The sequence below is a fragment of the Enterobacter sp. SA187 genome, assembly GCF_001888805.2.
Lineage (GTDB): Bacteria > Pseudomonadota > Gammaproteobacteria > Enterobacterales > Enterobacteriaceae > Enterobacter_D.
Map to the genome: position 1 here is coordinate 3,611,836 of NZ_CP019113.1, position 11,839 is coordinate 3,623,674.

Here is an 11,839-nt window from a genome sequence, read left to right on the forward strand (position 1 = left end):
ATAATGACGCTATCAGTAAATGCTACGTTATCCGTTGATTATCCTGCGACGGCTGCAAAGAATTTACGGTAATCGGTCGCCGCCAGAACGGTTTCAAGCTGCGAAACCAGCTGGCGCAGGCCCTCTTCGTCCTCAGCAGTGAAGCGGGAAAAGACCGTACTGTCGATGTCGAGCACGCCAATAATCTGATCGTTCACTACCAGCGGCAGAACAATTTCAGCATTACTGGCGGAATCGCAGGCGATGTGGCCATCAAAGGCATGCACATCATCCACCCGCTGCACACGGTTTTGCGCCACCGCGGTGCCACACACGCCGCGACCGACAGGAATACGTACACAGGCGATTTTGCCCTGGAACGGCCCTAACACCAGCGTCTCGCCTTCCAGCAGGTAAAAGCCTGCCCAGTTAACCCCGTCCAGACGCTCAAACAGCAGCGCGCTGGTATTGGCAAGGGTGGCTAAGAAACTGCTTTCGCCTGTCATCAACGCCTGAAAATCGCGGTTCAAATCCGCATAGAAATCTGCTTTGTTCATTATTTAATCACTTGGTTGTCTTACAAAATTCCTGCACAGCCTAATAAAATAAGCATTAAATGCGTTCTTGCTCAAGATGATTCCATTCATGAGTTAATATAGATGCATTCCAACACTGGCTATTGAAACCATGGCTTTAAAAATCTCGCAGGTAACACCAGACAAAAAAATCACCGTACATTCGGTTGGTGATGCTTTGCCTCGTGCACATTATCAGCGTTGCCCGCAGTGCGATACGCTTTTTGCGTTACCGGTGATGAAATCGCACCAGAGCGCCTGGTGTCCGCGGTGTGACGCCAAAATTCGCGATGGACGCGACTGGTCGCTGACGCGCCTGGCGGCGATGGCCGTCACCATGCTGTTGCTGATGCCCTTTGCCTGGAGCGAACCCTTGCTGCGCTTCTATTTGCTGGGCACGCGCATCGACGCCAACCTGTTGATGGGCATCTGGCAGATGACCGCCCAGGGCGATCCATTGACCGCAGCAATGGTTTTGTTCTGTACCGTCGGCGCGCCGCTGGTGCTGGTCGCCGCCATTGCCTATCTGTGGTTCGGTAATATTCTCGGCATGAACCTGCGCCCGGTGCTGCTGATGATCGAGCGGCTGAAAGAGTGGGTGATGCTGGATATTTATCTGGTCGGTATTGGCGTCGCCTCCATCAAGGTGCAGGATTACGCCTACCTGCAACCGGGCGTCGGGCTGCTGGCGTTTATCGCGCTGGTGATCCTCAGCATCCTGACCATTATCCACCTCAACGTGGAACAGCTGTGGGAGCGTTTTTATCCCCAGCGGCCGGCGACCCGCCCGCATGATAACCTGCGCGTCTGCCTCGGCTGCCATTTCACCGGTTTGCCCGATGCCCGCGGTCGCTGTCCGCGCTGCCATATTCCGTTACGTTTTCGCCGTCGGCAGAGCATTCAGAAATGCTGGGCGGCGCTGCTGGCGTCCATGGTCTTTCTGTTACCTGCGAATCTGTTGCCCATCTCGGTGGTTTACATTAATGGCGCGCGCCAGGAAGACACCATTATGTCGGGGATTATTTCACTGGGGAGCAGCAATATCGCCGTCGCCGCCATCGTATTTATCGCCAGTATTCTGGTGCCCTTCACCAAGGTTCTGGTCATGCTGACGCTGCTTGTCAGCATTCATTTTAAATGTGAGCAAGGATTACGGACTCGTGTATTGTTATTGCGGCTGGTGACCTGGATCGGGCGCTGGTCGATGCTGGATTTGTTTGTAATTTCACTCACCATGTCTTTGATTAATCGCGATCAATTGCTCGCGTTTACCATGGGGCCAGCTGCGTTTTATTTCGGCGCAGCGGTAATTTTGACTATTCTTGCTGTGGAATGGCTGGACAGCCGCTTACTTTGGGATGCACATGAGTCAGGAAACCCCCGCTTCACCGACTGAAGCGCGCATTAAAACTAAACGTCGTATTTCACCTTTCTGGCTGCTGCCGGTCATCGCGCTGATGATCGCAGGCTGGCTTGTCTGGAGCAGTTTCGAAGATCGCGGTAATACCATTACCATCGACTTCGTTTCTGCCGATGGCATTGTGGCGGGACGCACGCCGGTCCGTTATCAGGGGGTGGAAGTCGGCACGGTGCAGGACATTCGCCTGAGCGAAAAACTCAATAAAATTGAGGTGCGGGCGAGTATAAAAGCCGACATGAAAGATGCGCTGCGTAGCGATACCCAGTTCTGGCTGGTGACGCCCAAGGCATCGCTGGCCGGTATTTCAGGTCTGGATGCGCTGGTGGGAGGTAACTATATCGGCATGATGCCGGGCAAAGGCGAACCTCAGGATCATTTTACCGCGCTGGATACGCAGCCAAAATACCGTCTTAACAACGGTGAGCTGATGATCCATCTCCATGCGGCGGATCTGGGCTCCCTGAGCAGCGGCTCGCTGGTCTACTTCCGTAAAATCCCGGTGGGCCGCGTCTATGACTACGCCATCAACAAAGACAAACAGGGCGTCACCATCGACGTGCTGATTGAGCGCCGTTTCACTAACCTGGTGAAAAAAGGCAGCCGCTTCTGGAACGTCTCCGGCGTGAAGGCGGACGTGGGCCTGAGCGGTGCGAAGGTGGAGCTGGAAAGCCTCGCCTCGCTGGTGAATGGCGCCATCGCTTTTGACTCGCCGGACAGCTCCAAACCCGCAGAGCCGGACGATGAATTTGGTCTGTACGAAGATTTAGCCCACAGCCAGCGCGGCGTGCTGATCAAACTCGATTTGCCGGGCGGCCAGGGGCTGAAAGAGAACTCTACGCCGCTGATGTATCAGGGGCTGGAAGTGGGCGAGCTGACCAAAATTAACCTTAATCCAGGCGGCGGCGTCACCGGCGAAATGACGGTGGATCCGAGCGTGGTCAATCTGCTGCGTGACAATACGCGCATTGAGATGCGCAGCCCGAAAATTTCCCTGAACGATACCAGTCTCAGTTCGCTGTTAACCGGCAATACGCTGGAGCTGGTGCCGGGCGAAGGCGAGCCGCGGGATCACTTTGTGGTATTGCCCGCCGATAAAACCCTGTTGCAGGAGCCGGGCGTGATCACCACCACCCTGACCGCGCCGGAAAGTTACGGCATCGATGCCGGTCAGCCGGTGATCCTGCACGGTGTGCAGGTGGGTCAGGTACTGGAGCGTAATCTGACGGCGAAAGGCGTGACCTTCGCGGTGGCGCTGGATCCGCAGTATCGCGATCTGCTGCATGGCGACAGCAAATTTGTGGTCAACAGCCGGGTGGACGTGAAGCTCGGTCTGGACGGCGTGGAGTTTCTCGCCGCCAGCGCCAGCGAGTGGATCAGCGGCGGGATCCGCATCCTGCCGGGCAATAAAGGCGAGATGAAATCCACCTATCCGCTGTTTGCTAACCTCGACAAGGCGCTGGAAAACAGCCTCGGCGATCTGCCCACCACCACGCTGACGCTCTCCGCCGAAACCCTGCCGGACGTACAGGCGGGATCGGTGGTGCTGTATCGTAAGTTTGAGGTGGGTGAAGTCATCACCGTGACGCCGCGCGCCAATGCCTTCGACATTTCGCTGCATATTAAGCCGGAATACCGCTCGCTGTTGACCAGCAACAGCGTGTTCTGGGCGGAAGGCGGCGCGAAAGTACAGCTCAACGGCAGCGGACTGACGGTACAGGCCTCGCCGCTGTCCCGCGCGCTGAAAGGCGCCATCAGCTTCGATAACCTGCCGGGCGCTGGCGCGTCTACGCGTAAAGGCGACAAGCGGGTACTCTTCCCGTCAGAAACCGCCGCCCGCGCCGTCGGTGGGCAGATCACCCTGCACGCGTTTGATGCCGGAAAACTGTCCGCCGGGATGCCGATCAAATACCTCGGCATTGATATTGGCCAGGTGCAGGATCTGAAGCTCATCACCGAACGCAACGAAGTGCAGGCAAAAGCGGTGCTTTATCCGGAATATGTGCAGACCTTTGCCCGCACCGGGACACGCTTCTCGGTGATCACGCCGCAGATTTCCGCGGCGGGCGTGGAGCATCTTGATACCATTCTGCAGCCTTATATCAACGTCGAGCCGGGACGCGGCAACGCACGCCGCGACTTCGAGTTACAGGAAGCGACTATCGCCGACTCCCGTTATCTGGACGGGCTGAGTATCGTGGTGGAAGTGCCGGAAGCAGGCGGGCTGAATATCGGTACGCCGGTGCTGTTCCGTGGCATGGAAGTGGGTACGGTCACCGGCCTGACGCTGGGCACGCTGTCAGATCGCGTGATGGTCGGCCTGCGGATCAGTAAGCGCTATGAACATCTGGTGCGGAATAACTCGGTATTCTGGCTGGCTTCCGGCTATTCACTGGACTTTGGCCTGACCGGTGGCGTGGTGAAAACCGGCACCTTCAACCAGTTTATTCGCGGTGGTATTGCCTTCGCCACCCCGCCGGGCACGCCGCTGGCACCGAAAGCGCAGGTCGGTAAACACTTCCTGTTACAGGACAGTGAACCGAAAGAGTGGCGTCAGTGGGGCACCGCCCTGCCGCGTTAACCAACCGGGGCTCCGGCGTGTCTGCGCCGGGGCCTTTATGCTACACTGCGCGCCTGTTTTTTTGCTGGTGATACGCGAGTGGCACACAATTCTGTTTATCTTCCCGATGCTTTTCTTACGCAAATGCGCCAGGCCATGCCGTCGCATCTCTCCTTTGACGACTTTATTGCCGCCTGCCAGCGCCCGTTGCGCCGCAGCATTCGCGTCAACACCCTGAAGATCAGCGTGGAAGATTTTCTCACGCTGGTGGCGCCCTATGACTGGCATCTGACGCCGGTGCCCTGGTGTGGCGAAGGTTTCTGGATCGAGCGTGAAGATGAAGATACCGTGCCGCTCGGCAGTACCGCCGAGCACCTGAGCGGCCTGTTTTATATTCAGGAAGCCAGTTCCATGCTGCCGGTCGCCGCGCTCTTTGCCGGGGATGAACAGCCGTTACGGGTAATGGATGTGGCCGCCGCCCCGGGATCCAAAACCACGCAAATCGCCGCCCGTATGCAGAATCGCGGGGCGATCCTCGCCAATGAATTTTCTGCCAGCCGCGTAAAAGTGCTGCACGCCAATATCAGCCGCTGCGGTATTCATAACGTCGCCCTCACCCATTTCGACGGACGGGTGTTTGGCGCAGCGCTGCCGGAAGCCTTTGACGCCATTCTGCTGGACGCTCCCTGCTCCGGCGAAGGCGTGGTGCGTAAAGATCCCGATGCGCTGAAAAACTGGTCGGTGGCGAGCAATCTGGAAATCGCTGCCACCCAGCGCGAACTTATTGACAGCGCTTTTCACGCCTTGCGGCCCGGCGGGACGCTGGTCTATTCCACCTGCACGCTTAACCTGGACGAGAACGAAGCCATCTGCCACTGGCTGCAGGCGCAATATCCTGACGCCGTGGAATTTGAATCGCTGACAAGTCTGTTTCCGGATGCCGGCGCCGCGCTTACCGCAGAGGGTTTCCTGCATGTTTTCCCGCAGATTTACGACTGCGAAGGCTTTTTCGTCGCGCGACTGCGTAAAACCGCCTCCGTGGCCCCTTTACCGGCCCCGACCTACAAAGTGGGTAATTTTCCCTTCGCGCCGATGAAAACCCGTGAAAGCGCAAACGTGATACATGCGGCGGCCAGTGTCGGGCTGCGCTGGGACGAGCAGTTGCGGCTGTGGCAACGGGACAAAGAAATCTGGTTATTCCCGGCGGCCATCGAACCAATGATCGGTAAAGTGCGCTTCTCCCGTCTGGGCATCAAATTTGCCGAGGTGCATAACAAAGGTTTCCGCTGGCAGCACGAAGCCATTATCGCGCTGGCCGGCACTGCAAATCCGCTGGCCTTTGAGCTGACCCATCAGGAAGCCGAAGAGTGGTATCGCGGGCGTGACGTTTATCCGCAAACCACGCCCCCGCAGGACGACGTGATTGTCACTTTCCAGGGGCAACCATTGGGGCTGGCGAAAAAAATCGGCTCGCGGCTGAAAAACAGTTATCCACGTGAACTGGTGCGGGACGGGCGTTTATTTGCGGCCAGAGACTGACGGCTTAAAAAAATAAGCACATTCTGACTGGCGTATTCCGCTTAAGTGAACCAGGCTAAAAAATGGGTGACTTTACTGGTCGTACCACTATAGCAACTTAACGGAGAGCATTATGACGAAAACCAGCGTGCGTATTGGCACCTTTGAAATCGATGATGCTGAGCTGCAAGGCGAACAGCAGGGTGAACGAACATTGCGTATTCCATGCAGTTCCGATCCGGATTTATGTATGCAACTGGATGCCTGGGATGCGGATACCAGCATTCCGGCGCTGCTTAATGGTGAGCACTCAGTGTTGTACCGCGAACATTATGATGAGCAGTCTGATACCTGGATTATGCGTCTTGCCTGATCCGAAGAACCCGTCTTCCGGACGGGTTATTTACTCCACGAATTTCCCCCGCTCTGTTTCATCCCCTACACTTACCCTACGTTAGCCCGATCTGAGGATGGAATGTTCGCACTGGTATTATTTGTTTGTTACCTGGATGGTGGGTGTGATGACATTGTGATTGATGTCTATAACACTGAACAACAGTGCCTGGTGGCCATGGATGAGCAACGTTTGCGGCACGGCGGCTGCTACCCGGTAGAAGATTTTATCGATGGCTTCTGGCGTCCGGCTCAGGAGTACAGTGATTTCTGATGACCTTTGTCATATATTGCGCTGCGGGTGCTCCGCAGACGCAATAATACCCTCGCCCGCGTCCCTGTTTATTGCCCTTCCGGTCTTTTTATTTAAATCAGATTAACCTCAATCAATCCTAAACAAAGCGGAAATAAAACTCCCGCAGCCATTAACATATTTTTGTCAGGCCTCCAGAATAGTCGGAAATTAGAGAGGTCATTATTGTGACAAACACTACCCTGCAAATTGATGCGCCCTCATCGCCGCATCCACACCTTATTTCCGACCTGATCCATGGCCGTCTGACGCCCGGACCGATCTGGCAAAAGCGCGATTATCGCGTTAAATTTCTCCTGCGCTCGCTGCTCTTCTGGCCGTCGACCGTTAAAATGCTGAACAGCCTGTCCAGCCGTCCGGGTTTCGACCGCCTGCTCAGCGCCCAAATCACGCTGCCCAGTAAATCGCACCGCCAGTATTTGATGCGGGGGCTGCGTGCCGGACAGCGCGCCGACGCTATCATCAGCCACTATGACTTTATCGACAGTCTTACCTCAGCACCGCTTGCGGAGGCGCTGACCGCTGCCGCGCCGGTACCTCTACTGGAATTTACCGGCAAAGACGATGCGCCTTTTACCGTCTACGCCTCCTGCGCCAGCAAAGCCGAGCGTGAAGGTGAAAGCACCCTGTGGCTGTATGGCGCAGATAATACGCTGCTGGCAAGCGCCACTTTCAGCGTGGTGACGGAAAAGGGAGCGCGCGCGCTGATGGTGGGAGGATTACAGGGACCGCGCCGCTCGGTTTCTCACGACGTCATTAAACAGTCCACCCGCGCCTGCTACGGTATCTTTCCGAAACGTATGCTGATGGAAATATTCTGGCAACTGGCGGCGCTTACCGGCATTACGGCGGTCTATGGCGTCAGCGATAAAGGCCATGTGTTCCGTGCCCTGCGCTATCGTTTCAGTAAGGGCCGGCATTTTCATGCCAGCTACGATGAATTCTGGGCCTCCGTGGATGGCACGCCTGACAATGCCTGGCGCTGGAAGTTGCCGTTACAGCTTGAGCGTAAATCCCTTGAAAGCATTGCCAGCAAGAAACGCGCTGAGTATCGCCGCCGCTTTGCGCTGATGGATGATGTTCAGGCCCGTCTGCGGGCGCTGTTTGATTAATCATCACCCGCCGGGCAGCGTCTGGCGGGGTGGCGGGCTCTCTGTTATTGTCTTAAGGCCAGGAACACTTAAGACAAGGTAGCGGTATGCAAAAGTTTGATGAATTGTGGAATGCCATAGCCACGCGGGTGCGTGAAAACAACGACATTCCCTTTGCGGAAATGGAAAACGAAGAGAGTCCCCTGGGGAATGCCACCCGACAGCGTATCGCGCAAATATTTATTCTGGAAGTGCTGCTCGCCAGGCATCGTGATAAATACGCCAGCATGTTTGTTCCGCTATCCGGCGAAGAAGCGCTTTATCACCTGATTTTCAAGCGCACCGGCTGGAAGCCTTTCGAGATTAAGCAGCTTTCCTTCAATGATGCCATGTTTGTGATGGCTGAATTATTCCGTGAAGAAAACCTGCCCGTCGAGGCGCGTGAAATGCTGCTCGCCCAGGGTGTGCGTGACACCGCTTTCCCGGTTTTTGATTTCTCAGAAAAAGACTGGTCGCCGCGCGAAAACGCCCTCTTTCTGCAACGCTGATATTCCCCTTCCCGCGGTGCCGCGGGGAGTGGTAGTTTTTTTAAACCTCGATTTTTTGCATTATTTTTTCGCGATCAACATAAATACAGCGATTACGACCGGTTTCCTTGCCGTGGTATAACGCCTTGTCGGTTCTTTCCAGCACTTCGCGTAATACTTCATCTTCATCGATACGGGTTAACCCGGCGGTAAAGGTGATCTTAATTTCATGCCCGGCCACAAGCATTAATGTTCTGGCAATCAGGTTGCGGATCCGTTCGGCAGCAATGCAGGCTTCTTTTTTTGTGGCGGCATGCAACACAATAATAAACTCCTCACCGCCATAGCGATATACGGTCTCACACTTTCTGACATTATCTTCCAGCGTCAGCGCCAGACAGCGTAATACCCCATCTCCCACCAGATGCCCGTAGTTATCATTTATTTTTTTGAAGTGATCGATGTCCACCAGTAATAAATACAATCCCTGTTGACTGTATTGATCGACCATCCCGCTAAAAGAATCATCCAGCGTGCGTCGTAAAGGTAAACCGGTGAGCGTGTCGTAACTGCTGCGCAACTGTAAAAGATGGGTTTTATAGTCGGTCACCGAGGCATTGAAGGCAATGAGCGCATTTTCAAAGCTATCAAAACGCGCGTCGCTCACTTCACCCTTGCGCACCGCCTCCACCAGCGCCCGGCAGGTGATATGAATGTCGTGGTGCCTGCGGTGGATGTCCTGAAGAAAACTGCCGTCATTGCGCTCTTCTGTCAGCCGCTCGTCGATCCACTGACCAAATTCGCAAATTTTATGGGCGTCGTCATAAGTCAGCTCAGGCATCAGCGCCGATTTATTCGCGATAAAATGGAGTACTTTTACCAGCCATTTAAAATGGGCTTCGGATGAATTATTGAGCCCAAGAATAGTTGAATCAATATAACTGTGTTTTTTGTTCATACATATAACCTTCGTGAATATTTTAGCGCAAAATAAATATTTAAATAGCCTAATACGATACTACACTTTAATTAGTTTTATTTAACCTTCACGTGCCCGCTAATATCAGCATGAGGGCGAACCCACAAAGTGCGGACAAAAAGCGTCGAAAAGGGGTTGGATACACTCCAAAAAACGTTTACCTTGTAACCTGAGTCAGGCAAAAGGCGCGGGATCGGCACCTGCTGGCTAAGTTGTTGATGGAAAACAGAATAAAAAAAGACCGAATACGATTCCTGTATTCGGTCCAGGGAAATGGCTCTTGGGAGAGAGCCGTGCGCTAAAAGTTGGCATTAATGCAGGCAAACTACGCCTGGCACTTTAAGAATAGATGACAGCGCCAGCTTTTCCAGTCTGCCGCAGGAGTGGTCTGGAAAATCCGGTTAAGGTCGCAGCCGAAAAGCAAAAAACCGCAGCACTTCAGTATGAGGGCTGCGGTTTTTTTATTGGAAATCAGAAAGATATTTTTGGTATTTAGCAGAGCTTTTCAGCACGCTCGATAAACGGAGCGAGGCTCATTTTTTCACCGCTTTTGTGCGGATTATCGACCTGGATCACACTGATGGACGTACCCTGCGCCTGACCGCTGTCGACCTGCTTTTGTGCCGCCTCGTTCAGCGGATACTGCACCAGCGTCGACGGATTAATCGCAAAGAGCGCATGTCCCGGACGGCAGGTTAACATCACCTCCTCGCGGTTAAAGGCCCAGTTATCTTTTCCGACTTCAAAACGGCTTACCGTGATCACTTTCGGGGCTGCCAGCGCGGCGGCGGAACAGGTAAGTAACAGCAGGGAGAGAATACTTTTCTTCATTGTCTTCGCCAGTTATTCAGAAAGGTTCAAGCGTTGCGAACAGGCTAACCAGGGCCAGCACCAGTGTACCCAGGATCACTTCGGCCTGCGTCATGCGAATAAAGTGTGTTTGCGCCTGACGACCATGGGTGCGAAAGCGCGGCACCAGAACATAACGATTCACGACCGCAATTACCAGCATCAGCAGCACCAGCGCACATTTGCACAAAAGCAGGCGACCATAATCGCTCTGCCAGGGTAGCGCAACGCCCTGGATCAACAGCGCATTAATAATACCCGTCAGGAATACCAGCGCCACCGCCAGATGCGTGGCGCGGGAAAAACGCATCAGCGTAGTGATTGCCGCTTCGCGCCTGTGACCTCCGGCTTGTCGGGTGCAAAAAATCACCGGCAGGAGACCGCCAAACCATGCGGTTGCGCAGATCAGATGCAGGGCGTGATTCAGGCGCTGCAACAGGCCGGGCAGCCCGTCATGCATCGCCGCATGACCGACCATGGCCTGTAACATGAGCTGCGCGAGGAGCAACGCAAACAGGCGCCCCTGACAGCGTGGCTGCACCATCACCATAACCAGCGTGATGAGCGCCAGCAGCATCTGCCACAGCCAGACGCTGCCAAATTGCGTCTGCGCCACCGCCAGCCAGATATCAGGGTGAAGCGTATCTGCAAAGCCATTGCCCATCATTCCGCCCTGTACGGCAAACATCAGCAGCGCGCTGCCAGCGCACAGGGTCAGGCAGAGGCGCTGTATACGTTTAAAGCGGCGGATGATCACCGGTTGCATATCTGCCGGCGCCAGCACGGCGCTGAACCAGGCGCTACCTGTCGCCAGTATCAGGGTGGCGAAATGGATAAACCGCAACGTGATATAGAGAAAGGCCAGCATCGGTTATCTGACGCTGAAGTGATAATTACCTGTGGTTTTGTGTCCATCGACCGACACAACGTGCCAGTCTACGGTATACTCTCCCGGCGTCAGCGCCTGCTCAATGGGCACAATCAACTGCGTTTTGTCGTTCTCATTACGTTTCACCGGGCCGGTTTTCACGTCCTGCTGTTTGCTGCCGGTAATTTTCACGCCGCTGAATTTTGGCTCAATCCCTTCCGAGAAATTGAGCGTCAGCGCCTGGGGTGCTGCATCGACCTTCGCATCTGCTGCCGGATACTGATGTTTCAGATGGGCATGCGCAAAAACAGCAGGCGTTGCGAGCATTCCGCCTGCAAGCAGCAAGGCAGAACAGAGACGGGATACCATGAAAGTCATTTATTCCATTCCTTTTTGTTATATCTCAGTAATGAGAATAACCCCGATGAATGTATGAGTCGAGTCTGCCGGCAGTCGGGCTTGCCTTTCCGGGGCAGGCTTAGTAAGTTTTGCGCCGAACACTCAGGAGAAGTTTATGAACAAAAATCTCGCTACCCTTCCTCAGGATGAGATGGACAAAGTGAATGTCGATCTGGCGGCGGCTGGTGTAGCCTTTAAGGAGCGCTATAACATGCCGGTGATCGCGGAAGCCGTAGAGCGTGAGCAGCCCGCGCATCTGCGTGACTGGTTCAGGGAGCGCCTGATTGCCCATCGTCTGGCCTCGGTGTCGCTCTCGCGCCTGCCGTATGAGCCGAAAATGAAATAAATTTGCACCACCTGCTAAGGGAAAC

General features: G+C 54.8%; 13 protein-coding genes. 8 read left to right on the top strand and 5 right to left on the bottom strand.

Annotated features, from left to right (window positions below; genetic code table 11):
* Nucleotides 1–38: 38 nt before the first annotated feature.
* A complete protein-coding gene (locus tag BMF08_RS17265; protein WP_072568763.1) occupies nt 39–536 on the bottom strand; it encodes a GAF domain-containing protein in 498 nt (165 codons plus the stop codon).
* A gap of 130 nt (nt 537–666) precedes the next feature.
* Between BMF08_RS17265 and yebS the strand changes: the two genes are divergently transcribed.
* The 7 genes from yebS (at nt 667) to BMF08_RS17300 (ending at nt 8,394) form a co-directional block, all read left to right on the top strand.
* Complete coding sequence (yebS, locus tag BMF08_RS17270; RefSeq protein ID WP_072568764.1) at nt 667–1,950, top strand: membrane integrity lipid transport subunit YebS; 1,284 nt, start codon at nt 667–669, stop codon at nt 1,948–1,950.
* Nucleotides 1,919–4,552, top strand: coding sequence for a PqiB family protein (locus BMF08_RS17275; protein ID WP_072568765.1), 2,634 nt, complete (start codon nt 1,919–1,921; stop codon nt 4,550–4,552). Before yebS ends, BMF08_RS17275 begins: the two co-directional genes overlap by 32 nt.
* Before the next feature lie 78 nt (nt 4,553–4,630).
* Nucleotides 4,631–6,070, top strand: a complete 1,440-nt coding sequence (gene rsmF, locus BMF08_RS17280) for a 16S rRNA (cytosine(1407)-C(5))-methyltransferase RsmF (protein WP_072568766.1) — start codon at nt 4,631–4,633, stop codon at nt 6,068–6,070.
* A 112-nt stretch (nt 6,071–6,182) separates the two neighbouring features.
* A complete protein-coding gene (locus BMF08_RS17285; protein WP_072568767.1) occupies nt 6,183–6,422 on the top strand; it encodes a YebV family protein in 240 nt (79 codons plus the stop codon).
* 102 nt (nt 6,423–6,524) lie between these two features.
* On the top strand, nt 6,525–6,716 hold the full coding sequence (locus tag BMF08_RS17290; RefSeq protein ID WP_072568768.1) for a YebW family protein: 192 nt from the start codon (nt 6,525–6,527) through the stop codon (nt 6,714–6,716).
* A 206-nt stretch (nt 6,717–6,922) separates the two neighbouring features.
* Nucleotides 6,923–7,867: a VirK/YbjX family protein gene (locus BMF08_RS17295; RefSeq protein WP_072568769.1), complete on the top strand. Its 945-nt coding sequence runs from the start codon at nt 6,923–6,925 to the stop codon at nt 7,865–7,867.
* An 86-nt stretch (nt 7,868–7,953) separates the two neighbouring features.
* Nucleotides 7,954–8,394 (top strand): ECs1072 family phage-associated protein, encoded by a 441-nt coding sequence (locus BMF08_RS17300; RefSeq protein WP_072568770.1) that lies wholly within the window; start codon nt 7,954–7,956, stop codon nt 8,392–8,394.
* Between the two features lie 40 nt (nt 8,395–8,434).
* Here BMF08_RS17300 and BMF08_RS17305 read toward each other — a convergent pair whose 3' ends face one another.
* The 4 genes from BMF08_RS17305 to yobA all read right to left on the bottom strand — a co-directional run bounded on the left by BMF08_RS17305 (nt 8,435) and on the right by yobA (nt 11,447).
* The gene (locus tag BMF08_RS17305) at nt 8,435–9,331 is read right to left on the bottom strand and encodes a diguanylate cyclase (protein WP_072568771.1); all 897 of its coding nucleotides are present in this window, start codon (nt 9,329–9,331) and stop codon (nt 8,435–8,437) included.
* Between the two features lie 513 nt (nt 9,332–9,844).
* Nucleotides 9,845–10,183 (bottom strand): YebY family protein, encoded by a 339-nt coding sequence (locus BMF08_RS17310; protein WP_072568772.1) that lies wholly within the window; start codon nt 10,181–10,183, stop codon nt 9,845–9,847.
* Nucleotides 10,184–10,199: 16 nt separating this feature from the next.
* Nucleotides 10,200–11,069 (bottom strand): copper homeostasis membrane protein CopD, encoded by an 870-nt coding sequence (copD, locus tag BMF08_RS17315; protein WP_072568773.1) that lies wholly within the window; start codon nt 11,067–11,069, stop codon nt 10,200–10,202.
* A gap of 3 nt (nt 11,070–11,072) precedes the next feature.
* The gene (gene yobA / locus BMF08_RS17320) at nt 11,073–11,447 is read right to left on the bottom strand and encodes a CopC domain-containing protein YobA (RefSeq protein ID WP_072568774.1); all 375 of its coding nucleotides are present in this window, start codon (nt 11,445–11,447) and stop codon (nt 11,073–11,075) included.
* A gap of 136 nt (nt 11,448–11,583) precedes the next feature.
* Between yobA and BMF08_RS17325 the strand changes: the two genes are divergently transcribed.
* Nucleotides 11,584–11,814 (top strand): DNA polymerase III subunit theta, encoded by a 231-nt coding sequence (locus tag BMF08_RS17325; protein ID WP_072568775.1) that lies wholly within the window; start codon nt 11,584–11,586, stop codon nt 11,812–11,814.
* Nucleotides 11,815–11,839: the final 25 nt, after the last annotated feature.